Annotated in this window: 24 protein-coding genes; 12 read left to right on the forward strand and 12 right to left on the reverse strand. The window is 32.1% G+C overall.

What is annotated here, in order from left to right:
• The first annotated feature begins 211 nt into the window (after positions 1-211).
• Together CHRY9293_RS08790 and CHRY9293_RS08795 are read left to right on the forward strand one after the other, a co-directional pair.
• Complete coding sequence (locus CHRY9293_RS08790) at positions 212-1,903, forward strand: hypothetical protein (protein WP_162032645.1); 1,692 nt, start codon at positions 212-214, stop codon at positions 1,901-1,903.
• Positions 1,900-2,292 (forward strand): hypothetical protein, encoded by a 393-nt coding sequence (locus CHRY9293_RS08795; RefSeq protein ID WP_162032646.1) that lies wholly within the window; start codon positions 1,900-1,902, stop codon positions 2,290-2,292. The genes CHRY9293_RS08790 and CHRY9293_RS08795 overlap by 4 nt, the downstream gene beginning before the upstream one ends.
• Before the next feature lie 102 nt (positions 2,293-2,394).
• On the opposite strand, the gene ribA is transcribed toward CHRY9293_RS08795, so the two are convergent.
• From ribA to CHRY9293_RS08835, 8 genes are all read right to left on the reverse strand, one after another.
• Positions 2,395-2,991 (reverse strand): GTP cyclohydrolase II, encoded by a 597-nt coding sequence (ribA, locus tag CHRY9293_RS08800; RefSeq protein ID WP_122546040.1) that lies wholly within the window; start codon positions 2,989-2,991, stop codon positions 2,395-2,397.
• A gap of 14 nt (positions 2,992-3,005) precedes the next feature.
• Entirely contained in the window at positions 3,006-3,464 is a 459-nt protein-coding gene (locus tag CHRY9293_RS08805) for a hypothetical protein (RefSeq protein WP_122546041.1), read from the reverse strand.
• Positions 3,461-4,075 (reverse strand): DUF4254 domain-containing protein, encoded by a 615-nt coding sequence (locus CHRY9293_RS08810; RefSeq protein WP_122546042.1) that lies wholly within the window; start codon positions 4,073-4,075, stop codon positions 3,461-3,463. Before CHRY9293_RS08810 ends, CHRY9293_RS08805 begins: the two co-directional genes overlap by 4 nt.
• Positions 4,076-4,090: 15 nt before the next feature.
• Complete coding sequence (locus CHRY9293_RS08815; RefSeq protein ID WP_122546043.1) at positions 4,091-4,291, reverse strand: twin-arginine translocase TatA/TatE family subunit; 201 nt, start codon at positions 4,289-4,291, stop codon at positions 4,091-4,093.
• Positions 4,292-4,326: 35 nt separating this feature from the next.
• Positions 4,327-5,883 carry a peptidoglycan DD-metalloendopeptidase family protein gene (locus CHRY9293_RS08820; RefSeq protein WP_122546044.1) on the reverse strand — a complete coding sequence of 519 codons (1,557 nt, stop codon included), beginning with the start codon at positions 5,881-5,883 and terminating at the stop codon, positions 4,327-4,329.
• Positions 5,880-6,728: a DUF4292 domain-containing protein gene (locus CHRY9293_RS08825; RefSeq protein WP_162032647.1), complete on the reverse strand. Its 849-nt coding sequence runs from the start codon at positions 6,726-6,728 to the stop codon at positions 5,880-5,882. Before CHRY9293_RS08825 ends, CHRY9293_RS08820 begins: the two co-directional genes overlap by 4 nt.
• Before the next feature lie 111 nt (positions 6,729-6,839).
• Entirely contained in the window at positions 6,840-7,856 is a 1,017-nt protein-coding gene (locus CHRY9293_RS08830; RefSeq protein WP_162032648.1) for a sugar phosphate nucleotidyltransferase, read from the reverse strand.
• A gap of 145 nt (positions 7,857-8,001) precedes the next feature.
• Entirely contained in the window at positions 8,002-9,423 is a 1,422-nt protein-coding gene (locus CHRY9293_RS08835; protein ID WP_162032649.1) for a lipopolysaccharide biosynthesis protein, read from the reverse strand.
• A 196-nt stretch (positions 9,424-9,619) separates the two neighbouring features.
• On the opposite strand from CHRY9293_RS08835, the gene CHRY9293_RS08840 reads away from it, so the two are divergent.
• The 8 genes from CHRY9293_RS08840 to CHRY9293_RS08875 all read left to right on the forward strand — a co-directional run bounded on the left by CHRY9293_RS08840 (position 9,620) and on the right by CHRY9293_RS08875 (position 16,734).
• Positions 9,620-10,957: a dihydroorotase gene (locus CHRY9293_RS08840; protein ID WP_162032650.1), complete on the forward strand. Its 1,338-nt coding sequence runs from the start codon at positions 9,620-9,622 to the stop codon at positions 10,955-10,957.
• 206 nt (positions 10,958-11,163) lie between these two features.
• Entirely contained in the window at positions 11,164-12,045 is an 882-nt protein-coding gene (locus CHRY9293_RS08845; protein ID WP_162032651.1) for an SDR family oxidoreductase, read from the forward strand.
• 143 nt (positions 12,046-12,188) lie between these two features.
• Entirely contained in the window at positions 12,189-13,058 is an 870-nt protein-coding gene (locus CHRY9293_RS08850; RefSeq protein WP_228443030.1) for a DUF2589 domain-containing protein, read from the forward strand.
• 13 nt (positions 13,059-13,071) lie between these two features.
• A complete protein-coding gene (locus CHRY9293_RS08855) occupies positions 13,072-13,785 on the forward strand; it encodes a hypothetical protein (RefSeq protein ID WP_162032652.1) in 714 nt (237 codons plus the stop codon).
• Entirely contained in the window at positions 13,785-14,363 is a 579-nt protein-coding gene (locus CHRY9293_RS08860) for a hypothetical protein (RefSeq protein ID WP_162032653.1), read from the forward strand. The genes CHRY9293_RS08855 and CHRY9293_RS08860 overlap by 1 nt, the downstream gene beginning before the upstream one ends.
• An 11-nt stretch (positions 14,364-14,374) precedes the next feature.
• Complete coding sequence (locus CHRY9293_RS08865; protein WP_162032654.1) at positions 14,375-15,631, forward strand: S8 family peptidase; 1,257 nt, start codon at positions 14,375-14,377, stop codon at positions 15,629-15,631.
• 2 nt (positions 15,632-15,633) lie between these two features.
• Positions 15,634-15,837: a hypothetical protein gene (locus CHRY9293_RS08870; RefSeq protein WP_122546053.1), complete on the forward strand. Its 204-nt coding sequence runs from the start codon at positions 15,634-15,636 to the stop codon at positions 15,835-15,837.
• A gap of 69 nt (positions 15,838-15,906) precedes the next feature.
• Positions 15,907-16,734 carry an endonuclease/exonuclease/phosphatase family protein gene (locus CHRY9293_RS08875; protein WP_162032655.1) on the forward strand — a complete coding sequence of 276 codons (828 nt, stop codon included), beginning with the start codon at positions 15,907-15,909 and terminating at the stop codon, positions 16,732-16,734.
• Between the two features lie 3 nt (positions 16,735-16,737).
• Here the strand turns inward: CHRY9293_RS08875 and CHRY9293_RS08880 are convergent, their stop codons facing one another.
• Together CHRY9293_RS08880 and CHRY9293_RS08885 are read right to left on the reverse strand one after the other, a co-directional pair.
• Positions 16,738-17,427 carry a response regulator transcription factor gene (locus tag CHRY9293_RS08880; RefSeq protein WP_162032656.1) on the reverse strand — a complete coding sequence of 230 codons (690 nt, stop codon included), beginning with the start codon at positions 17,425-17,427 and terminating at the stop codon, positions 16,738-16,740.
• Positions 17,417-18,661, reverse strand: a complete 1,245-nt coding sequence (locus CHRY9293_RS08885) for a sensor histidine kinase (protein WP_162032657.1) — start codon at positions 18,659-18,661, stop codon at positions 17,417-17,419. Before CHRY9293_RS08885 ends, CHRY9293_RS08880 begins: the two co-directional genes overlap by 11 nt.
• A 202-nt stretch (positions 18,662-18,863) precedes the next feature.
• Here CHRY9293_RS08885 and CHRY9293_RS08890 point away from each other — a divergent pair, with 202 nt between their 5' ends.
• Both CHRY9293_RS08890 and CHRY9293_RS08895 read left to right on the forward strand, forming a co-directional pair.
• Positions 18,864-21,236: an outer membrane beta-barrel family protein gene (locus CHRY9293_RS08890; protein ID WP_162032658.1), complete on the forward strand. Its 2,373-nt coding sequence runs from the start codon at positions 18,864-18,866 to the stop codon at positions 21,234-21,236.
• Between the two features lie 104 nt (positions 21,237-21,340).
• Positions 21,341-23,209, forward strand: a complete 1,869-nt coding sequence (locus tag CHRY9293_RS08895; RefSeq protein ID WP_162032659.1) for a M1 family metallopeptidase — start codon at positions 21,341-21,343, stop codon at positions 23,207-23,209.
• A 108-nt stretch (positions 23,210-23,317) separates the two neighbouring features.
• Here CHRY9293_RS08895 and CHRY9293_RS08900 read toward each other — a convergent pair whose 3' ends face one another.
• Positions 23,318-24,310 carry a zinc metalloprotease gene (locus CHRY9293_RS08900; protein WP_162032660.1) on the reverse strand — a complete coding sequence of 331 codons (993 nt, stop codon included), beginning with the start codon at positions 24,308-24,310 and terminating at the stop codon, positions 23,318-23,320.
• Positions 24,311-24,513: 203 nt separating this feature from the next.
• Positions 24,514-25,869 carry a phosphatase PAP2 family protein gene (locus CHRY9293_RS08905; protein ID WP_162032661.1) on the reverse strand — a complete coding sequence of 452 codons (1,356 nt, stop codon included), beginning with the start codon at positions 25,867-25,869 and terminating at the stop codon, positions 24,514-24,516.
• Positions 25,870-25,994 lie beyond the last annotated feature (125 nt).

Raw genomic sequence — 25,994 nt, forward strand, 5'->3', positions numbered from 1 at the left:
AATTTATAATTTAAATTAATGTGTTTGTTTGCTTTTTATTCATAAATGAAAATTTTCTATTATTATATAATGTATATATCAAATTCTTTCTCAAATATTTTTTTATACTTTAAAAAATGTAATGTATTTGGAAGGTGCTTTTTTAATAAGTATTTCAAAGCTTTGAAATACTTATTAAAAAAAATATTTTTGCAGAGTAAAAAAACATTTAATGATAAAAACAATTGTAAGAACTTTTGTCTTGAGTTCTCTTATGTTATCTATTTCTTGTAGAGAGGATTTGCTAGTTGATAATGCAGATAGAAGCAATCCCATTATTTCTGAAGGGATAGTTAATAATGGTAGATTATATTTTCCAAATAAAGAATCGCTTCAGCTTACTTATGATAAGTTTAAAGATGCGGAAGATGAAGTAATTGCTGGTTATATTGATGAAAAAGATATTATTTCTCTTAGACCAATAATAACACAGAAAAATGAAAAAAAAATTGCGTCTAAAGTTGCTCAAAGGATTCAACTTTTAAGACTTAACAAAAGATTTATGGCTTCAAAAAGTGCCAATGCTAAAATAGATAGTAATGATATGATTGAAGAGGATATTGATGATTTAGAAGAATTAGTGGGAGATGATGCTTATGGTGCATTTTTAAATAGTGATGCTGAGATTCAAGTTGCAAATAAAATTTATAAATATACTGATGTAGGTTTGTTTATTGTAGATATTCAAAACTATCAGCTTTTAGAACAGTATTTAGAAGTAAAACAAATATCAGATAATCTATTATATCCTACTAGTGATAATATTAAAATCTCCTATATTCAAAGCTTGCCTGCGGGAGAAAAAATTTCGTTAGGAAATAATAGTTCCATTGAGTATTTTAGAGGAACAAACACTTATAGTGGTGGGTTTGGCAATACGGGTGGAAGCAGCGGTGGCTCAGGGCAAACAGGAAATACTTATAGCGGAGGATTTGAGAGTGCAGGAGGGACCTCAAGTACCCAAATGCTAAATTTTATAAACAATCTTCAAAACTGTACCACCTATAACACTTGGTTACAAAGTTTATTCGGAGATTCAAATATGTGTGTTGATAGATATGAAGAAAATCGTAGAGTTAAAACCAAGGCTTATAATTATAACTACTATTTAGTATATAATTTGGGGGTAAAGGTTAAGCATCAATATAAAGGATGGACTGGATTATGGAGAAAAGAAAAAGCTGATGAAATTAGATTAGGTGTAATAGGAGCAACTTTTTATTATGATTACTCATCATATTTTAATCCCCCTCCTGCAAGCAACAGAATAACCACTATTTATAACAATAATAATAGATATCAATTTGATGCAAATGTTTTTTGGATGCAAGATTATCTTAATCCGGGGCTTTCTTCAATGAAAGGTTTTAGTACTTCGGGGTATCCTAAAATATTTCAAGATAACTATTATATAGAAGATATTATACCACTTAATTTTTCTTCAAGTAATCCTATTGTTGATAAAGGAATTTATTCTGCACTTAAAGAAGGGAATCGGCAACTCTCCTATAATTATCTTAATAAAATGTTTTGGGAAAACGTGGTGAAAAAGGTTGAAAGTTTTGCTACTTCAACAGGGCAGCCAAAACCAGATAATAATATTACTTATTCCTATAATGCTGTTCCATTAGGTAAGTTATTAGTACAGAAGACATATTATGAAAATAAGTATAATGTAAATAATGTTGAGAAAACTTTTGATTGGGGATTCCAAATAGGATTTTCAATAGGTGATGATGGTCACGTTAGCCCAAATGCATCTCCGAGTGCATTAAAGAAACCTCAAGAATTTAAAGTTTTGATGTATGGTATTGTGAAGAAAAATGGAAAGTGGCATGGTAGCAAAATAAATACAATTCAATGATAAAAAAAATTAACATTATATTTTTAATGATAACTATGTTGTCTCCAATGTTTTCATGTAGCTATATAGTTGACGAAATGTATCTTTATGATGCCCAAAATAACTATATTTCTCCATATCAAGGGAAATGGGTGGGTAGCTATATAGGAGGTATGAATGGAACAATCATCTTAAATGTTTCCAAAAGTGGAAACATAGAGGTTATCAGATTGGTAAATGGCAATATAGAAGAAACCTATTTTACGAGTCTTTTAGGAGGAGGGAGTGGTGCTTTAAATCCATCTCCGTCACCTATTTCAGGGTTTAGATTATATGGTAGCTTAGAAACTAAGTCAGGAACTTGGAAACAGCAAAATATTGGTGGAAGCTGGACGGTTACAAAACAATAATTCTAAAACCACAGGAAAAAAACGCTTAAAAATCTAACTCATAGGGTATGAATATGAAAGATTTTAAATAAAAATAGTTCGGTTTATGCCGAACTATTTTTATTAAGTATCATTATCATCCAATAAATGACCGAAATAGTCCTTTTTGGTTTTTAAATAATCGCGGCTAATATCATTAGGAGGAATTTGTAATGGAACTCTTGAATTCAAATGAATATTACTTTCCGTTACATACTTTACTTTTTCAGGATTATTGGTAAGAAGATTAATTTCTTTTACCTCTAATAAGTTAAGGATGTCAATAGCTACCCCAAAGTTTCTATCATCTGCTGGAAGTCCTAGTTGTAGATTGGCTTCTACAGTATCGAGGCCTTTTTCCTGTAAAGAGTATGCTTTTAATTTATTGATAATACCAATATTTCTCCCTTCCTGTCGAAGATAAATTATTATCCCTCCATTTTCATGGATATATTTCATGGCAGCATCTAGCTGCTGACCGCATTCGCATTTTTTTGAATGGAAAACCTCTCCTGTAATACACTCTGAATGAAAACGTACATTCACTGGCTTTGAAAAATCTGTATTTTCTGCAATAATAGCCATGTGAGGCATCCAATCGTTTTCGTTTTCAGAAAAGGCAATCATTCGGAAAGTGCCGTGTTCTGTGGGAACATTAGCTTCCGCCTGAGTTTTAATCATGAATAATCGAATTTTTAATTTCTTTTTATAGAGCTTTCGATAACAGAGATGTTGGTTTTTAACCGGACTAAATATCTATTTAATATTTCATCATCATCCTTATCTAGGTTTCGTCTTAGCTTTTGAATTTTTCTATATGAATTTTCGAAGTCTTTAATGGATCTGTCTTTTCCTGCAATATTACTAGCTTCGATAGCATACAAATAGTTTTGAAGACTGTATTTCAAGTTTGTTACTTCATTATTTAAGCTATTATTTTCGAATTTTGGAAAAGTGGCTATTAGATTTGATATTTCAGAAGCGGTTACATTCTCTTTTATGTTAATTTCAATACTTTTTTTTAATCCTTTATCTGTATTAGGACCCTTGGTTTCAGTATAAAAGCTAGTGGACAACGGAGAAAAATTAAGTTTTTCCGTTGCACAAGAAAATGTTATTACGAGAAGTACTCCAAAAAAAAGTAGTCTTTTCATTTCTGTTGCTCCTTTTGATATAGGATTGGGTTAAGACTTTCATCATTGTACATTTTCATTTGTTTGTACATTTTCATCTTAACAGCACCGTTCTCAATATCAGTAAGCAACTGATTAATGGAAGTAAATAAATCCTCTTTTTGCATGAGAAGTACATCTAATTTTGCTTTACAATTTGCACGATGTTCTTCTGAAGCAGATTCTCTATTAGCTTCTAATGACATATGGTAAACCTTTAACGCAAGAATTGACAACCTATCTACTGCCCAAGCGGGAGTTTCGGTGTTGATTTTTGCATCAGGCTTAGGAGTTATATTTTCAAACTTTTTAAAAAACCAACTGTCTATAAATTCTACTAAATCTGTTCGTTGTTGATTAGATGAATCTATTCTTCTTTTCAGTTGAAGAGCTTCAGTTGGGTTAATATTTTCATCTCTAATTATATCTTCCAAATGCCATTGAACAGTATCAATCCAGTTCTTTGCATACAAAATCCGTTCCAAACTTTCTTTTTCAAACGGGTTATTAATTAGAGTATCGACATTATCGAGCATATGATAATCCTCAATTGATTGATTGAAGATTTTCCATGCAGTTTCAGTAAAGTTCATTAATTCTAAAGAAATTTAGTTACTTGAAGAATTATTATTAGTCTTGTTTTCAGAACCTTTTTCGTCTTCTTTTACCGCGTCTTTAAATTCTTTAATTCCAGAACCTACTCCTCTCATTAATTCCGGAATTTTTTTGCCTCCGAAAAGTAATACCAGTAGTATTGCTACGATGAGTATATGTTGCCAAGATAAGGCAAGTATTGTGATTGCATTCATTTCTTTCTAATATTTATTGCAAAGTTAAGCTTTTTTTAATAAGAAACCCAACCTAATGGATCAACCGGTGTACTGCCATTCCATACTTGAAAATCAAGAGTATATGATCCATCAAAATCTTGGGCTACGGTCCCGATTGGGGTACCTGCAGATACTTGTTGACCTTTAGAAACATTTACATTTCCTAAGTTAGAATAAATAGTGAAATAATCTCCATGTTTTACAATAACTGTTTTTGTACCATCATTATTTGCTAATACTGAAGAAACGGATCCTGGAAACACACATTTTGTACGAGTACCTGCAGGAACTGAGATTTTTATTCCATTATTTTCTTCGACAATATGTTTAAATACAGGGTGAGGTTGCCTTCCAAAACGGTGGGTTATTTGGCCTTTATCTACAGGGAATCCGAGTCGTCCTCTATTTTCAGCAAAATTGCTTCCCGCAACTGTTGAAACGCCGAAATTAGTCATAGCTTTAGATTCGGCTGCTTTTTTCTCTTCTTCCTTTCTTTTAGTCAATGCTGATTCCGCTTCTCTTGCAGCAGCCAATTTATTAGCTGCTTCTTTTGCCTTAGCTGCTGCCTCGTCGGCTGCTTTTTTTGCTGCTAATTTTCTTGCTTCATCTCGGGAATTAGCTTCTGCTTTTGCGGCTTCTTCGGTACGTTTTTTTTCTTCCTCAGCCCTTTTAGCTGCAAGTTCTGCTGCTCTTTTAGCTTCCGCTTCCGCAGCTATTCTTTCTCTTTCTAATGCTTCTGCTCTTGCTTTATTTTCGGCTTCAATTCTTGCCTTTTCTCTTTCAGCAGCAAGTTTTGCTAAACGTATCTTTTCTGCTTCCGCTTTTTTTCTCGCTTCCGCTTCCGCTTTGGCAATTCTGATTTCTTCAGCAATGATAGATCTAATTTGCCCTTCCAATGCTTTCGATTGAGATTGCTTTTGTTTGAGTTCTACTGTGAGCTTAGCTTCGTTTTTCTTGAACTCAGTAACGAGTTGTTCTTTTTGTGCTCTTTCTGCGTTGATGGTAGTCAAGTCTTTTTGTTGATTAACTAAGAGAACATCTTTTTCTTGAACTGATTTTTTTCTTTGTTCAATCGTTCTTTTAATTTGTGCAGCGGCATCTGTGATTTCTGCTGCTTTTTTATCTTGATAATCAGAATATTCTTTTAAGTATTGAACTCTTCTTATGGCTTCTCCCAAATTTTTAGAAGATAGAATAAATGTAACTTTATTTTGTACTCCTTTGTTTTTGTATACATTGATCAAAACATTCGCATAGTTTTTTCTTAGAACTACTAGCTCTCTGTTCTGACGATTTATTTCGAGCTGTCGAAGATAAATTTCATCTTCAATAAATCTTTTTTCTTTTTGAGTATTATTGTATACTTTTTCTCTTAACGTTAATTTTTTATTGACGTTGGAAAGATATGCTATAGAGAGCTTAGACTCATTTCTTGTCTTAGCTAAGTCAGAATTTATTTGTGCAATTTGTTTTTTAAGTTCGGCATTTTGTTTTTGTAATTGTTCTTTTTTCTGCCCATACTGCAATCCAAACAATAAAATGCCTATTAAAAAGCTAATTTTTTTAATCATTTAATCTCAATTTTCTTGTAACTAGATGGTACAGAATACGGTGTTTCCATCCTCGAAAAGTCAAATTTCGTATTTTCCAGTAAAATTTGACTGGTTTTTGAACCTTTTATAATTATTTTAACATTTTTTGGTAGACGAATTTCGTTAAACTCTGCCCAGTTGCTATAAGAAATTTCCAATTCATCAGATGATAAAATATCTTTTAAATTAACCATTAGTAAATCGTAATTGTCATCATATTGAAGAGAGATTTTATATTCCCTGATTTTATCATGGGTTACAATTTTTTGATTGGCATTTGACACGACTTTATATCCTTGGGCATTTTTCGTGAGTATAAAATCAGAATCAGTAATCTTGACAAAAGTTCTACCCATTAAAATTTTTTCTACAGATTTATAGTCGATAAAGTTCACATTGAGAAGATTGTTCAGGTATTCAAAATCAGAATCGATATAAGTTTTACTTGTTTTGTCCTGCCCTTTAATCCCTTCGGGTGTAGCAATTCCTCGTGCTACATTGAATATGATTGCTTGCAAATTCATCCATACTTTTTTATCCTTTTCAATATAGATCGTAGCGTCCAGTGTCGGAATAAAATTACCGGTTTCTACATTAACTTTACTATTGATTTTTATTTGTTCAAAAGGAGGAGGGATAAGTACATGTTCATAAAATGCAAGTTTATCTCTTACAGGCTGATTGGCATCTTTCGGAGTTTGATCATTGCCTAATACTGTATTGCTGTCAATTTTAGTATTATCATCTTTTTTTTCAACGATATTTCTTGTTTTACAAGATGTAACAATAAAAAGCAGTATAAGTACTGAGATCCATTTTTTCATGTATTTATCTTTTAGAATGTTAAAAAATAGGTACAATATTAACGCCAAACCACACAAAACATTTTGTGTGGTTTGAATATATTTTATTTATAGAGAATAATTTCCTAAATTTTATTTAGATTGGAAATCTAAAACGGAATAATCTCCCAAAGAAATTTCTCTTGCAATTCCATAATATTGAGCAGAGTTACCTATCATTGAATTGGAAAGGTTACCATGATTTATTTTTGTGTTTTCTTGAATCAAAGAGTTTTCAATATTTGAATTCACAATTACGGTGTTATTTCCTAAAGAAACACCAGGTCCTATTTTGGAATTTGAGACTTTTACATTTTCACCAATAAAGCACGGAGGGATTATTAATGAATTTTCTATTACAGCTGAAGCCGGATATTCGTTCATTGCTTCTTTTTCGTAGCCTAGGATTTTACTATTAGTTTCTACAGTTGCATTTTTGTTTCCGCAGTCCATCCAATCATTAACTTTTCCTAAAGTAAACTTAGCTCCTTTAGTTCTTAGATTTTCTAGTGCTGTTGTTAATTGATATTCTCCTCCATTTTTAATATTATTATCCATAATATAATTGATTTCGTGCATCAATTTTTCGGCACTATTAAAATAATAAATCCCAATAATGGCCAAATCTGATACAAAAGTCTCGGGCTTTTCTACAAAATCTGTAATGAAACCATAATTATCTAATTTTACTACTCCAAAAGAGGAAGGATCTTCCACACTTTTTACCCAAATAACGCCATCTGAATTTTTATCTAGTTGAAAATCGGCTCGGAATAAAGTGTCTGCAAAAGCAATTACTACATCTCCTTGCATAGATGCATCGGCACATTTTATAGCATGGGCGGTTCCTAGTGGATCAGTTTGGTGATAAATACTTCCTTTTGCGCCTAGTTTTTCTGCAATTTTAAGTAATGATTTTTCAATTTCAGAACCAAAATCTCCAATAATAAAAGCAACCTCTTCAATATTTTCCCCTGCAACCTTAGCAATGTCTTCTACCAATCTCTGTACGATAGGTTTTCCTGCAATGGGAATTAATGGTTTAGGAACAGTTAAAGTATGGGGACGTAATCTCGAACCACGGCCCGCCATCGGAACAATAATTTTCATGAATTATATTAATGATTGTTTGTTAATTTTAGTTTGTGGGTTAAAGATAATAATTAAAACCATTAATATAGTATCAATTTATAATCTTTTAATATTTGTTTAATTTTAAAATAGGATTGGTTAATATCAAATTAAAGACCAAAAATTATTTTTTGCCAATTTTTGATAGGAACATCTCTTTTTCAGAGTATATTAAAATTCCGGAGTAAACTAAAAATAATAAGTTTCCCATCCAAAAATTGTAATCGAAGAAAAAGACTGTTATAAAGCTAAATAGGATTAAGAGTCCTATGAAAAATGCTATTTTATTTATTCTATAGGGAATGGGATAATATTTTTGTCCTAATAAATAGGAGGTAATCATCATGATGAAATAGGCGAGTAAGGTTACCCATGCAGAAATCATAAATCCGTACTGTCTTAAAAGAACAAGATTCAGAACAATGGTGATGATGGCTCCTGTCCAGGAAATATAGGTTCCGATTCTAGTTCTATCGGTTACTTTATACCATGTTGAAAGATTGTAATAAATTCCAAAAAATAAATTGGCTATGACAATAATAGGGACGATATTTAATGCTATCCAATAAGAGCTATTGGGTACAAGTAAAAGTTTAAGCCAAGAAACATTGGCTATAATTCCCAAAGAAACTGCTGAGGCAAAAAAAGAAAAATATTCTGTTACTTTTGCGTAAGTTACTTTTGCATTTTCGCTTTGCATCTGCTTGAAAAAAAATGGTTCAATTCCCATTCTGTACGCTGTTACGAAAAGAGTCATAAGAACGGCCATTTTGTAACAACCCCCATAAGCACCCGCATCTGCATCATCTATAATGAATTTTTGAATGAATTTATCAAAATTTTCATTAAACATAAAGGCTAAGCCTGCAATCATAATCGGCCAAGAATATTTGATCATTTGCAAGAAAAGATCTTTTGAAAACTGAAATTTTACTTTTAAAATAATAGGTAAAACTAGGAGAAACCCTAAAAAACTTGCTGCTAAATTACTATAAAAGGGATAAGAAACTTTTTCTTTTAAGCCTAATTTTAATGAAAACTCCTGAGGAACATACAGGAATAGTGCTATGGCAAAAATAGTTTGAAATACCGCTTGAGTGACTCTGATAGCAGTGTATTTTATGGGCTTATTATGAAATCTAAACCACGCTAATGGAATCACTAAAAGATTATCAAAAAATGCAATCCATGCAAACCATCTTATAAATTCAGGAGTGTTAGAATAGCCAAAAAGATTAGCGATAGGTTGATTAAATAATAAAACGAGTATTAAAAAAATAGTAGATAATCCTGCCAAAAACCAAAAAGAGGTATTAAATACTTTTTGTTCATTATTTTTATCTGAAGAAAATCTAAAATAGGCTGTTTCAAAACCAAAAGACAAAACTATATTAATAAATGAAATGAGTGCATATAAGTTGGTGAAAATGGCAAAGTCACTATTGTTGATATTTTTAATGAATAAATAATTTAATAATACAACAATAATTCTCGGCATAATAGCCCCAATCCCATAGATAATAGTTTCGTTTAAAAGTTTTTTCATCCGTAGTTATTTTTTATCGTTCAGATGTAATCTTTGATTTTAAAAAAGTGAAATTTTTATGCAAATGTAAATATTTAGAAATTGATTTTTTATGAGTAATAATTAAATTCATTCATAAACGTTAATTTTGCTAAAAATGAAAATATCAGAGAGTGGAGTCTCAATCTGATACCTAAATCTAATATCTAAAAAGTAAATGAAGACCTTAATCAAAAATGTAAAAATCGTTAATGAAGGACAAATTGTAGAAAGCGATATTTTAATTCAAGATGATATAATTTTTAAAATAGATTCTCCTATTTCTGAAGAGGCAGATCGCATTATCGATGGCTCCGGGAAGTTTCTTTTACCCGGTATAATTGATGATCAAGTGCACTTTCGTGAACCGGGATTAACTCATAAAGGAGATATTGAAAGTGAGTCTCGAGCTGCAATTGCAGGAGGAATTACGAGTTTTATTGATCAGCCTAATACGGTTCCTAATGCTGTGACCCAGGAGTTGTTGGCTAATAAATATGAAATAGGGGCTCAAAAAGCTTATGCCAACTATGGCTTTATGATGGGAGGAACCAATGATAATTTGGAAGAAGTTTTAAAAACCAACCCAAGGAATGTTCCTGGAATTAAGTTGTTTTTGGGATCTTCTACAGGGAATATGTTAGTGGATAACCCTGAAACATTGGAAAATATTTTCAGTAATACAAAAATGTTGATTGCGGTTCATTGTGAAGATGAAGCCACCATTAAAGCCAATACTCAAAAATATATGGATGAGTATGGTGAAGATATTCCTGTGAAATTTCATCATTTGATCAGAAGTGAAGAAGCATGTTATAAATCTTCCTCAAAAGCTATTGAATTAGCTCAAAAAACAGGAGCAAGGCTTCATGTTTTCCATTTATCAACCGCAAAGGAAACAGAACTCTTTAGGAATGATATTCCTTTAAAAGATAAAAAAATTACGGCAGAAGTTTGTGTGCATCATTTGACATTTACGAATGACGACTACGAAACAAAGGGTGGATTAATTAAATGGAATCCTGCTGTAAAAACTCAAAAAGATAAAGACGGACTTTGGCAGGCTCTTTTAGATGACCGAATTGATGTAATTGCTACCGATCATGCTCCTCACACTTGGGAAGAAAAGCAGAATGTGTATACAAAATGCCCTTCTGGAGCTCCTTTAGTTCAGCATTCGTTGGTTGTTATGCTTGAAAATTATAGAAATGGAAAAATTTCTTTAGAAAAAATCGTTGAAAAAATGTCTCATAATCCGGCTATTCTTTTTAGAATTGAGAAAAGAGGCTTTGTAAGAGAAGGATATAAGGCGGATTTAGTATTGGTTGATTTAAATGAAAATTGGACGGTTGCTAAAGAAAATATCCTTTACAAATGTGGCTGGAGTCCTCTTGAAGGAACGGATTTTCATGCTAAAGTAACCCATACTTTTGTTAATGGACATTTGGCTTATGAAAATGGAATGATTCATGACGAAAAATTTGGCGAACGACTGCTTTTTGAAATTGAGAAGTAAAAATTATGAGGCTGCATTTTTGCAGCCTTTTTTATTTAGGGCTAAAGTTGAACACGAAATTGAATATGGTAACAAGAGAAAAGTAAAGTACTTCAAACTTGTATTTTTATAAAATTTAGTTAAAAATAAAAATAATTATTTATGGCATTGTATAATTTGAATGGAGTACCGTCAATATTTATTACTTTTAGGCAAAATTAGAATGTATGAATTTGTATACACAACCGATGTTACGTGAAGGAGCGCTAAAGGATAAAGTGGCAATTGTAACAGGTGGAGGAAGTGGTCTTGGAAAAGCGATGACCAAATATTTTCTTGAATTGGGAGCGAAAGTAGTAATCACTTCCAGAAATATTGAAAAATTACAGGCAACAGCTAAAGAATTAGAAGATGAAACAGGAGGGAAAGTTCTTTGTGTGGCTTGCGATGTGAGAAATTGGGATGAAGTGGAAGCAATGAAAGAGGCTACACTAAAAGAATTCGGTAAAATTGATATATTATTAAATAATGCTGCCGGCAATTTTATTTCTCCAACGGAGAGATTGACACATTCTGCTTTTGATTCTATCTTGGATATTGTTCTAAAAGGAACAAAAAACTGTACCCTATCTATAGGAAAACATTGGATTGATTCAAAAACATCAGGAACTGTCCTCAATATTGTAACGACTTATTCGTGGACAGGATCTGCCTATGTTGTTCCATCTGCTTGTGCAAAAGCCGGAGTTTTGGCAATGACCAGATCTCTAGCCGTAGAGTGGGCAAAGTATGGAATTCGTTTTAATGCTATTGCTCCAGGACCTTTCCCTACAAAAGGAGCATGGGAAAGACTTCTTCCGGGAGATCTTCAGGAAAAATTTGATATGAGAAAAAAAGTTCCATTGAGAAGAGTAGGAGAACATCAAGAGCTTGCTAATTTAGCAGCTTATTTGGTTTCTGATTATTCTGCTTATATGAATGGTGAAGTGGTAACCATTGATGGTGGTGAGTGGCTTCAGGGTGCAGGAGAATTTAATATGCTTGAGGATATTCCAAAAGAAATGTGGGATGCTTTAGAAACGATGATTAAAGCAAAAAAATCAAATTAAAATTTTTATATTTTAAGTATCTGTGTTTTATTAAGTGATTTTACGGTTCAAGTTTAGTGATTTTACGGACGTACTTCAAGTTTCAGTGATATAGATTTGCAGTATAAAGTTTTAACAATAACAAAAAACAAAAACCAAAAAACATGGAAACATTAAAATCAGTGTTGGATGCAAACCACACAAAAAAAACAAAGAACGAATTAGTTGACTTTTTAACAGGGTTAGAAAAAACAATTACACCGTCAGTGTATGAAAAAATTTCAGGAATTGAAATATCTGAGCTGGCGGGTTTAAGTAACAAAGACTTACTAACTATTATTGATGATTTCAAGAAAGGGTATGATGCAAAATGGGAAAAATCATTTTCATCTGCTTCTTCGGAAATTATGAAAATGATTGCAGGTAAAATGGCTGCAGACGATGAGGTGTTTAAAACTTCTGATGCTGCGAGTGCAGACTTTGCTGCAGAATTGGGAAGTATAGATTTCGCAAAAATTATTGGAGGGCCTTTAGATGCGTGTGTTAAAGCACAGTCTAATGCTTCAGTAAGTACTGTAAACTTTATTAAAGAAGTGGGATTTGAGCAAGATGGAAATGAAAGTAAGCTTCGTATGGCAGAGTTTAAGTATAAGAAAAATGTACCAAACCCCGAGTATAAAAATGAGACTGATACCCCTAATGAGGATCCAACTATTGAAGAGGATGTAGAAATTTCTGTTCCTTTCATAGCACTGTTAAATGTTCCTAGTTTCAGAGTAGAGACTTGTGAAGTTGATTTTAACGTAAAATTGAACTCAACATATACAAAAGATGTAAGTGATGAATTTGGAATTAAAGCGGGTGTTTCAGGAGGTTTTGGCCCCGTGAAATTCAATGTGGATGTTTCATATAAAAGAACTTCTAGTACAGGTATCAAAGTAGAAAAAGAGTATTCTCTTGGCGTAAAAGTACGTGCTACGAATGATGAGATGCCTGCGGGATTAGAAAAAGTTCTTGGATTACTTGCTCAATAAACTTTTGCGAGATATGATAAAATTATCAGATTACCTGAATTATCTCAACAACGAGATAATTCAGGCTCGTAAAAAGGCGGATGAAAATGCGATTCTTATTGCTAAAGAATATGCACAACATGAGTATTTAAAGTACTTTAAAGTTCCAAGGTATTCTTTACCAAGTGTCAAAATGGATATTCCTATCAAAATCACGGATATTGATGCGGATTCAAATTATGATTTTAAGTTGGATGAAACTAAGTTTGTTCAGGATGTGAACGAAAGAATTCTTTTGGTTAATAAGGAAAAGCAATTAAATATTCAGCCTATTACAACAAAAAATATTCAGACTGAAGATTTTAAAACTGTATTAAGCTCCGTAAGAGCGGTAGGAGGTACATCAATTAGTAGACTCCCGGCAGCTGAAGCTATAAATACAGATATAAAAAAAACTTCTTCCAATGGAAATGGCGCAAGTACAATGACTGTGGCGAGACCTGTTGAAGGAACATCCAATGAAACTGAATCTACGGAGTTAAAAGAAATTTATACGACCGTTTTGAATAGATATAGTCTTATAAATTCCAAATTGAATAATATTTATATTGATCCGAATACAAACTCTTCGGAAGACAAAGAAAAATTATTCATTAATCTACATGTAGAAATGGAAGAAGAAGGAATAAGAATTGTGTCGTACAGAGATAAGGATGGTAAAGAAATAGAACAGATAACTTTTGAATAATGCAGGAACTTGTCCATCATACGATACAGAAAATCGAAGTTCTTCTAGGTAATTTTAATAAAGTTCAGGAGCTTTACTTGTCGAAATCATTTGATTTTGATGCTAAGTTTGAGACATTTCTTCATGAACTTCTGGAATATTTTCGAGCGAAAGGAAACACCACTCATGAGTCTGAAGTATTGAAAATAATGAATATGATCTCTACTGTAAAAAGAGGCTTCAATCCTGTGCAAATGGAGAAAATTGCGACAGGGAAGCGTGAGCTAGTTTGGGGGTTTTCATTTAATGGTATGGAAAGTATTCATCAATTTTTAGTTGAGATGTATACTAAAGAACAGAAAAAACTGGATGATGGTGAAGAAATTATATCAGGTCTCATGGTTTCATTGTATCAGAATGGAATTTTAGATGATGATAAAGTAAAGCAATTAGATTCTATTGCTAAAATTGAAATTTTCTGGACTTCGCTTGTATCTCAGAATACGACGATTGTAGGAATTAATAAAAAACTAAAATTGACCATGATTTCAGAAGATATTTTCCTTATTTTGGAAAAGGTCCTTGTGAAACTGACTTAAAAACTAATGCCATGAAAAAAGATCGATATATTGTTTTACTTGAGGATCAACAAACCAATTCGCTAAAAAAAATTGAAAAAGAATTGGAGGTAAGTATTACTTCATCCGAATATCTTTCAAAAGAAAATCGCTCATACGAAGTCATTGATGAGGATAATGGTGTTCTTTATAAAAATCTGGGTGTGTTGGTGGTGGAAAATATGGATGAGGCACAATTGAAAAGTGCGGTGAAGAATGATTCTAATCCCATCGTTTATTTTGAAAAAGAAAAAGAATTTTTTCCAGCTGATGAATTGGCTCTTATTAATGAGCTTAAAAAACAATCTGTTGAACTGGCTGATAAAATTACTGAACTGGAAAAGTATATTATAAATAAACCATTGCCTCAAAAACCCTTAGTAGAAATGGAATGGGGATTGAAGGCTATTGGCTTAGGAAACACTTTGTACACAGGAAAAGGAGTCGATATCTGTGTTCTTGATACGGGGTTAGAAATCTCTCATCCCGATTTCTTGTCAAGAGATATTGAAGGGAAATCTTTCATAGATGGAGAAGATTGGAATCGTGATCCCAATGGTCATGGGACCCATTGTGCGGGTGTGGTTTCAGGGAATATTAGATCAGATAATGGAAAGCGTTATGGGATTGCAAAAGATTGTAATTTGAAAATTGCCAAAGTTCTTTCTGATAATGGAAAAGGAACGACCAGTAGTGTGATCGATGCTATAGATTGGGCAATCACCAAGAAATTCAGAATTTTGTCTCTTTCGCTAGCATCTCCTGTGAAATTAAATGAAACGCCCTCACTGCTTTTTGAAACGGTAGGAGCTAGAGCGTTGGAAAATAATTGTTTAATTATCGCAGCAGCAGGAAATGATAGCAGTAGACCGTCAATACCACTTCCTGTATCATCGCCAGCAAATGCACAATCTATAATGGCTGTAGCTGCTATTGATGGACAGATGAAAATTGCTAAGTTTTCTAATGCAGGTCTGAACCCAACCACAGGAGGAAGTGTGAATGTTTGTGCTCCCGGAGTGGATATTATAAGTGCCTATCCAAAAAATACTAAGAATAAGACTAGTAATTATTATGCGATGAGTGGAACCAGTATGGCTACACCTCATGTTTCAGCACTTGCAGCATTATATGTGGAACAGTTCCCCAATAAATCTGCGAAAGAAATCTGGGAATTGATCGAAACTAAAGCTAAGCCTATTGAAGGTATAAAATATAGAGATATAGGGAGTGGATTAATACAAGTATAATTATGAAAGTATATTTAGCCATTTTAAAAACAGATATTGATATTAAAGAACTAAAAGAACAGCTTAAAAAGAAAAAAATAACATTAAAGGCTCATTACAAAACTATAGGTGTAGCCAAATTAGAGAGTGAGCTCCCGGTTTTAAAAGATAATTTTAATGATTATTTTATATCTGTAGAGGAAGATAAAGATAATTTAACAATATAATTTAAAAATATAACTTTTCTTTTGTGGGGAAGTTATATTTTTGTTGATGATTAATTAAAAAATATCATCATGAATATCAGATTTTCTATTCTTATGCTAGTATGTTTTGTACTAGGATTTTCACAAGGCTTTACCGTAATGAGTTTCAATATTCGCCTCAATCTAGAATCGGATAAAGAAAATGCGTGGCCGAATAGAAAACAAGAGGTTACAGACCTATTAACCTATTATCATCCGGATTATTTTGGCGTTCAGGAGGCTCTTCCTGATCAAATGAAAGATATAAAAAATGGTTTGAAAGATTATGATTATGTAGGAGTGGGGAGAGATGATGGTAAGGAAAAAGGAGAATTTTCAGCTATTTTTTATAATAAAAATAGACTTGAGGTAGTACTATCTGATACATTCTGGCTTTCTGAAACGCCTGAAAAACCATCTAAAGGGTGGGATGCAGCATACAATAGAGTATGTACCTATGCTATTTTTAAAGATAAAAAGTCTAAAAAAGAATTTTTAGCAATGAATCTTCATTTTGACCATGTTGGTAATGTGGCTAGAGTACAATCTGCGAATTTAATTTTAAAAAAGATTAAAGAAATTAATCCTCGAAACTTACCATTGACATTAAGCGGTGATTTTAATTTGACAGATGATACAGAACCTATTAAGATTCTTTCCCAATATTTGAAAGATACTTTTTATCATTCTGCCACTAAACACTATGGTCCAATTGGAACTTTTACGGCTTTTAATGTAAATGAAATTCCCAAAGATCGTATCGATTATATTTTTGTAAAGGACTTCACAATAAATTCGCATAGACATATTAATGATAGAAGGGAAAATTTATTGTATCCATCGGATCATTTCCCCGTAATTATTACGCTTACTTTATAGAAATTAGTTAATTGGAAAATCAATTTCAAATCCGACTCCCCTTAAAGATTGAATTTTAATTTTGGGATCATGTTGGAAGTATTTTCTTAGTCTGCTGATAAAAACATCGAGGCTTCTTCCTGAGAAATAATCGTTTGTTTCCCAAAGGCTGTCTAATATGTCATTTCGTTTGATAGTTTTTTTGTTGTAATCTAATAGATAAAGCAAAAGTTTTTGTTCACGTATTGTTAAACGAATACTTTCTTTTTCATGGAATAGCATAAGTTTTTCAGTATCCAGAAAGTATTCTCCAATTTTCACATTTTTTTCGAGAGTTGTCGATAATGTTCTTTTCAGAATGTTTTTTATTCTTAATACCAGCTCTTCCGGATCACATGGTTTGTTAATGTAATCATCAGCCCCTATTTTCAGCCCAGTTAATCTATCAATTTTCTGGTTTTTAGCGGTTAAAAAAAGTAATGGGAAATTAGATTTTTCTTTTAAAATTATTTTGGCCAGGGAAAATCCATCAATATTGGGCATCATAATATCTAAAATGCCCAGATGAAAAGGAAAATCAGAAACTTCTAAATGATCAAGAATATCTTGAGGGTTCTGAAACCAGCTTACCTCAAAATCTTCTAATTCAAGATATTGTTTTAGTATCATTCCAAAATCAGGATCATCTTCTGCTAAAAGAATTTTAACTTTCATAAGGCAAATGAATTTTAAAAGTTGTACCTTTTTTAATTATACTGTCCACTTCTATGATACCCTTGTAGCTCTGAATTATCTTTTTTACAAAGTAGAGCCCAAGTCCTAAACCTTTAGTATTATGAATGTTATTTGATTGTATTCTATAAAATTTTTCAAATATATTCTTCCATTCTTTTTTATCAATGCCTTGTCCGTTGTCTGAGATCTCTATAGATAAATGATGTTGTGTATTTTCAACAATTATTTTTATTGTACTCGCACCATATTTTACACTGTTTTCGCACAGATTTTTAATAATAGTTTCTATTAAATTTTTATCAAAAGGTAGCTGTTGTGCGATTTTATTTTCTAAATTAAATTGAGTTTCCGGATAAGTAAATGCGAGATCCTGAATGAAAAAATCCCAGTCTTCCGAATCTATTTCATTTATATTTCCTTCTGTTTCATCCTCATGAAGTTGATGCATTAATTTTTCCAGGCGAATAATTTGACGATCTATAAGAAGCAATGTATCTGTATTAAAACCTTTTTTTAATGCTTTTGATGCAACTTTTAAAGTTGCAATAGGGGTTTTAAATTCGTGTGAAATAGTATCAACTATACTATGAAGAAATTCTATTTGCTTTTGATGCTTCATTAAGTTTTTTACAGTAATAATGTACAGTATCAATACACTTATTAGGAGTATGATGCAACAAGTGAAAAGAAGAATAAGTTCTTTAAATATAATACTTTTGATATTTAAAATTTCAAAATCTGTCTTACTTTTTATTAAGAATGAATTGTCTTTTTTTATTGTACTGTTTTCAAGTGAGGTGACAGAGGAGGAAGTAATCCATTTTCCAGAACTTGAGATTCCGGGAGTCTCGACTTTGTTTTTTGTTTCATATAAAACAATAGGTTTATCAATCAATCGAGTACTATCAGGAATAAAAACAATAGAATAATATTCAATTTTTGCAGCGATTTTATATCCTTCTTTTTTAAAACGAGAATCTACATAGTTACTTAATGGAGTTTGGGTGTTTTTCCTGTTTTTTTCAAAATAGTCAAGAAAATCTTTTTTACTGATCTCTTTATTGTGATAGCTTATAAAAAGTTTTTGGAGAAGATCATCCATATCATTTTTATTTACCCGGGTCACTTCTTCTAATTTATCCGTGTAGTTTGTCAGTCCTTGATGAACGGTTCTATAGATTTCTCTCTCTTTTACTTGATACGTTTTATACATAAAGTATACCTGAATCCCTAAGAGAAGGAAAAAAAGAGTTGCAAATAGCAAGACCAGATATTTACTTTTTAAAATCATTAAAACAAAGATAAAGCTTTAGTCTTTTCCTAATAGGTATTAACCTGTCATTAACCTTCCGTTAACCCAAAATTTACATATTAATATAGAATTTTGCTTCATCAATTATCTTAAACTATTTATCATGTATAAAATTCTTCTTTTTTTAATTTTTCCCATAATGATGTTTACCCAACAATACAGACTTGAAGGGAAAGTATTGGATATTCATAATGAGAAGCTTGGCTCCATTAGTATCGAGGTGTATACTACCGATGATAAGTTAATCAGCTCATTGGCTACAAGTGAGAGTGGGGACTTTCAAATAGATAATATTTTTGAAAGGATGGTGAAATTAAGTATTAAGGCTCGCGGATATGAACATGTTGAAAAAACACTTGATTTGGAGAATATACAAGGAAGTTTAAATATTGTTCTAAAAAAAGATCATCAAGATATTGAAGAGGTAAAGTTGGTGAAAAAGAAACCTTTAGTGAAAAGAAAGGTAGATCGATTAGAGTTCAATGTAGAAGATAGTAATATTTCGTCTCTTAATGCTTGGGAAATCTTGAAGAAAACACCTAATGTTACGGTTGTTAATGATGTCTTATCTATCAAAGGAAGCACTGGTATTGTAGTTACTATTAATGACAAAAAAGTGATGCTAACGGGAGATGAGCTAAAAAATCTTTTAGAAAATACCCAAGGAGATGATATTAAATCTGTTGAGGTTATCACCAATCCCCCTGCAAAATATGAAGCATCCGGAAGTTCAGTACTTAATATTGTGATGAAGAAAAATAAAATAGAAGGATATCGTGGAGTTATTTCTTCTAAATATATTCAGACACAGTACGCTAAAGGTAATATAGGTATTTCTCAATATTATAAAAAAAATAAATTATCAGTAATGGCAAGTTATTATAAAGGCGCTGGGAGCTATTTTCGAGAAGGGACCGATTATGTCAACTATCAAGAAGATCAAACGAAATGGATTAGTACGATGAATAGAAAAGATAAAAATATGAATCAGAATACAATAAATGTAAATGTGGAATATGAGACAGATAGCCTAACTAATATAAGCTTTAATTATTCAGGATATTATAGCCCTAATTCTCAGGGAGTTTATAATGTACCTACTTTAATTTTTAATAATGAAAATAGACTGGAGTCAGATTATACTACCATCAATGATCATCATTCACGCAGTATAAATAATTCATTGAGCTTTCAGATAGATAAAAAATTGAATAAGAAAAGTAGCTTGAGCTGGATTAATTATTTTGCAGGAAATGATTTCCAAAAATATCAGAATGTACTTACATATTTAAATTTTATAGGGCAATCTCCTACACAAAATAATTTTCAGACGAATAATAAAAATAATATTGTTCTTTATTCTACACAGGCTGATTATCAATGGAAAAATGAAAAAATTGAATTAGAATCCGGTGCAAAATATAGTTTTGTAAAAACAAATAGCCAATTAGATTTCTCGGATAATGAAAATGGATTACTTCAATATAGGGAAGATAAAAGCAGTATTTTTGATTATAAAGAGCATAATCTAGCATTCTATACTTCACTTGCTTACCATTTGAATAAGTGGAATTTTAAAGCTGGGTTGCGTGCTGAAATGACAGACCTTGAAGGAATTGTTTCCATGCCCTATGAGGTTAATAAAAATAATTATTGGAATTTATTTCCAACATTTTATATTCAATATTCCACAGAAAATAAACAAGAATTTGGTTTTTCTTACGGAAAGCGCATTAGTCGGCCAACTTATTCATGGTTAAATCCTGCGAAGTCCTATTTTAATCTTTTTTCTTATTTCCAGGGTGATCCTAAACTTAAAGCAACAATTGTTCATAATCTTAATTTTACCTATTCATGGAAAGCGTGGAGTTTGGATTTTTATTATCGAAAAGAGATTGATCCTTCCATGGAAATATCCTTTCAAGAACCTACTAAAAATCAGGTGATTTATTATTTCACCAATATTGAGAAAGGGCAAGCCTATGGAGTGAATTTATATAAAAATTTTGAAATCAAACCTTGGTGGAATTTAATTGTTTCGGAAAATCTTGAACATAACGAAAATTACTTTATGGGGATTGATGATATGGTATATAAGAATAGTGTTTGGAACTGGGTTTCCGACATTTCCACGTCTTTTACTTTGGATAAAGCAAGTGATTGGAAAATGGAGCTGGGACATCGCTACTATTCACCGGGAATTCAAGGGACATTTAGAATATCAAGTAATTGGTCTGCTTATTTTGTCATGAATAGAAAGTTTTTTAATAAAAAACTAGAAGCCAGTTTCATTTTTAATGATATTTTTAGAACAACACAACAAAAAGTGAGTACAAAGTATGCTAATCAGGATAATTATTTCTTGGATTATCACGATACGCAGGGCTTTACTCTTTCCTTAAAATTTAATTTTGGAAATCAATCAGTTAAGAATGCTAAAACTATTAAAAAAATAGATGAGCAGAGTCGGCTTTAAAAAAACAAATTAAAAACTAATTTTAGGAAACATTATAATGAAATAAATTGCATTTCTCTATTACATTTTCGCTAATTTTGGCGACAATCTTAAAAGCTGGAGTTATGAAGAAATTTTTTATTGGATTATTAATGATTGTTTCACTGCCGAAGATTGCCGCTCAGGAATTATATATGCCGAGAAATATTAAGAAAGCATACGAAAATGGCACTCGTGATATATCTGGAACACCTGGAAAAAATTATTGGCAAAACAGAGGTATTTATAATATTAATGTAAAAGTGGATGCTAATAGTAAGACAGTTTCAGGAAAAGAAACCATATTCTATTTCAATAATAGTTCCAATGATCTTTCTGAATTGGCGATTAGATTTGTCAATAATCTTCACAAGCCACAAGCGCCTAGGTCTGGATTTGCTTCCAAAGATTTTTTGTCTTCAGGATTAGAAATAAAATCTTTTATTGTGAATGGAGAAAAATACAATATCAATAGTGACGATTGGGGAACTGTTGAAAAAATAAAATTAAATTCAGTTTTAAAATCAAAATCTAAAACCGAAATCAAAATCGAATGGGAATATCCATTGTCTGTACAAAGTGGGAGAGAAGGACAAATTGATCCTGAAACATTTTTTGTAGCTTATTCTTATCCGAGAATTTCGGTGTATGATGACTATAATGGATGGGATATGTTGCCTCATTCGGACAGACAAGAATTTTACAATGATTTTAATGACTATACAGTTGCAATAACGGCTCCACGAAATTATGTTGTTTGGGCGACTGGAGATTTCTTAAACCCTGAAGATGTTCTTCAATCTACTTATTTAAAAAAATATAAAGCTTCTTTAAAAAGTGATAAGATCATACATGTGGCTAATGAGAGTGAAATGAAATCAGGAAAAGTAACAAAGCAAAATAAATGGAATGTTTGGAAATTTAAAGCAAACCATATTTCGGACTTTTGCTTTGCATTAAGTAATCATTACGTTTGGGATGCGGCAAGTGTACAGTTGAAAACGAAAAGAGCGAGTGTACAAGCAGGTTATAAGGCGGGAGCTAAAGATTTTGAGCAATATATAGGATGGATGCAATATAATCTGGATTGGTTTTCAAAAAATTGGCCGGGAATAGAATATCCTTATAATGTAATGACTGCTATTCAGGGATATGCAGATATGGAGTATCCGATGATGATTAATGATACCAGTATTCCGGATGATTTTAAAGATGCAAGACTTACAGCTGATCATGAAATAGCACATACTTATTTCCCTTTTTATATGGGAATTAATGAAACGCGTTATGCTTTTATGGATGAAGGTTGGGCTACCACTTTAGAATACTTAATTGGGATTGATGAAAATGGAGAAGCTGCTGCAAAAGATTTTTACCGAAATTTTAGAGTAAAAAAGTGGATAAATGATCCTTCTGCCGAACAAGATCAGCCTATTATTACCATGAGTACTCAGGTAAGTGGGGCGGGATATAGTAATAATTCTTATGTGAAAGCATCTTTATCTTACCTGGCTTTGAAAGACTATTTAGGAGATGAATTATTCAAAAAAGCATTACATCATTACATGGATAGTTGGAATGGAAAGCATCCAACACCTTGGGATTATTTTAATTCTATGAATAAAGGATCTGGTAAAAACTTAAACTGGTTTTTTAATAACTGGTTTTTTACCAATAGCTATATTGATTTAAAGATTACCGATGTTTTACAAAGGAATGATCTTCTTATAGCCAATATAGATAATGTAGGAGGGTTTGTGATTCCTTTTGATACCATCCTTAATTATGAAGATGGTACGACAGAAAAGCTTCATTTTTCACCTTCTCTATGGGAAAAAGATCAAAAGCAACTCATGTTAACCATACCTACTAGAAAAAAAGTAAAGTCAATCGGTTTGGATGGTGGTATTTTTATGGATTATACTCCCAAGGATAATATGAAAATAATCCCCTAAAAGTTGAGATTATTTGAGTTGATAATCTTGGCTCAAATTATTAATTAATATAAAGAAGCCATTTTCCTAATAAATGAAAATGGCTTCTTTGTTATTTTAGATGTTAAATTAATTTCTTAATCCGGCTCTGATTCCGTCTGCTGCAACTACAGCTTGAGCTCTTGTTTTTTGTCCTTTTGTAAACATGTACATGGAGCTGTCATCCACATAATCCATGAAGTTCATAAACATCACGGAGGTATCGTCTCCGTCACATGATGCCATTAATGGATAAGAGGGTGTCCCATAGTTAGGGCTTGGTTGTGTAGGGGTATCACTAACTTGATCATTTCCACAGTTTGCATCTCCCCAAATATGTCTAAGGTTAAGGTAATGTCCTACTTCATGCGTAGTTGTTCTTCCTAGATTGAAGGGAGCGCTGGCGCCTGTTTTACCAAAGCACATGGATGAAATCACGACTCCATCGTTCCATTGGCCTGCAGATTCAGGAAAAGTGGCGTATCCTAGTATTCCACCAGAAATTTCACCCACTACCCAAATATTCAAGTAACTATTAGGGTCAGTTGCATCAATTCCATCAGTAGAAGATTTTTTCATATCGTCATTAGTTCCCCAACTGGATTGTGAAGAATTTTTTCTTTTAACATCTGCCAGTTTAAACTTTATTTTTGTGTTTCCTGCTTTTACTGCATCAAATTCTGAAGGAATATTACTAGCATCACTGTTGGTACCTGCAAAATCGGCATTTAGTATATTGATTTGTTGTTCAATTCTTGTGTTAGAAATGTCTCCTGTTTCAGAGTTGTAGATTATATTTACTACCACGGGAATTTCAATAGTTCCATCAGAAAGTACCTTTCCTAAACTCATATTATTAGCAAATTGTTTTGTTTGCATTTCTAATAATTCGTATTTTTGCATAAGCGCAGGATTACTTCTTAAGGCTGCTTGTCGGAGTTCTTCAGAAGGGCAGGTTCTCTTGAATGAATGGGATTTTGATTTTTCATGTAAATCATCATTTTGAGTGAAAGAAATGTTGTCATTATCCTTGCAGGATGTAAAAAGCCCTAATAAAAGAGCCCCTAATAATAGGTTTTTCATAATATTACATTTATAATTTGGTAATCGCAATTTATCGGGTCTGAATGTAAGATCCAATAAGGAAATACGTTTTATAGCAAGAATCAATGTTTTTTAACAAAAAACCCGTATATTTTTTTTAATAATTCAATTATTGGTGAATTATTTACGTTGAATTAACTTTATTTGGAAAAGTGATGGCGAATATGTTAAATTCTTAATTCTTAAAAATATGCAGTAAGTCTTAGCCCTATGGTAAAATATCTTATATTTTCTCTGATTTGTTCTGAATTATATTCATCATTCGTTTCTTCATCAAAATTATTATAATGATAGGTGATTTTTGACTTTGTTTGATTATAATCTGCATATAAAGTAAGACCGAGTTCAGGATTGAGCTTATATGTTAAAGCCGTGCCTATGTTGAATCTGAAGCTATTGGAAGGTCGGTATTCAGCGATCTCAATTTCCTCAGTGGGAGAATCAATAAAATTAGCTTTTATAAATACTTTACCATTAGCTGCTGAAGAATAGCCTGCAGTGGTTTTTAAGGTAAGTTGTAATTTTTCTGATAGATCTTGAGAAAAATAGGGACCAATACCAAAGTTTAAGAAACCTAATGATTGTGTTACAAAATCGAAGCTTCCTAAATCCTGTTCATTAAAAATATTCACCGGTTTTACAGGGAAACTGCTGAAGGTGAAATCGCCACCAATTCCCCATTGTTTTGAAAAAAAATAAGCGCCCTCAAGACCAGCTTCAAAACCTACTTCTTTTTTTTCGCTGAGCTCTGCTTGACTTAAAAAATTGGTTGTTGCTAATGCAGTACCTAATTTGATAGATAAGAAAGAAGGATTTTCATTCCCTTCAATACGAGATAGGATTCCTAGGTTATCTCCTTTGTTCTTGTAAATCTTATCAATAAAGAAATACCCCAATTCTGTGGAAAGAATTCCAATTCCGGCTCCGGCTAAAATATCTGGTACCCAATGTCTATTATTAAAGTTTCTTCCAACCCCTGTGAGGGTAGCGACTGTGTAACCACCAATACTGTAGGCGGGGCTTACAAGGCCATACTCTTTATGAAGAAAGCTGGCGTTGGTAAAAGCCATTGCGGTGTGACCTGATGGAAATGAGTTTTTGCTAGAGCCATCTGGCCTTTCAACTTTTGTAGTATATTTTATAGAGTTCACCAGAATGGCCATAATGGCAAGACTGGCTCCATGAGAAAGGGTAGCCCTTCCGATGTTATTTCTTCCTTTTACTCCGGCTAATTTCAAACCGTATACGGCTACAGCAGGGGTATACTGAAGATAATCATCATAAGGAACCTTAAAATTCGGAATATATCGATTCCTTAGCTCTCTGATGTTTTCTTTTTCTCCCCAAGTAGCAGCAGCAGCAGTAAATAGAATAGTGGGAGCAATTGATTTCTTTACCCATTCTTTTTGAAAAAATGTTTTTTGAGGAGTAGCTTCAGGTAGAACAAGAGAAAGAGGCCGCGTTTGCCGAGTTGTATCTTGGGCATAACTTTCAAAAAATGCCAGTATTGCCATCATTGTCAATATATTTTTTTTCATCTTATTGTATTTAATTGCTAAAATAATAAAAAAAGAGATATTTAAATAAAAAAAATGAAAATTAAAATGTATTGGAATGTAAAATAAATATTAAAAACCGCAGTATAAATTATTACATTAATCTA

This window comes from Chryseobacterium potabilaquae (assembly GCF_902728265.1).
In the GTDB taxonomy this organism is placed as follows: Bacteria; Bacteroidota; Bacteroidia; order Flavobacteriales; family Weeksellaceae; genus Chryseobacterium; species Chryseobacterium potabilaquae.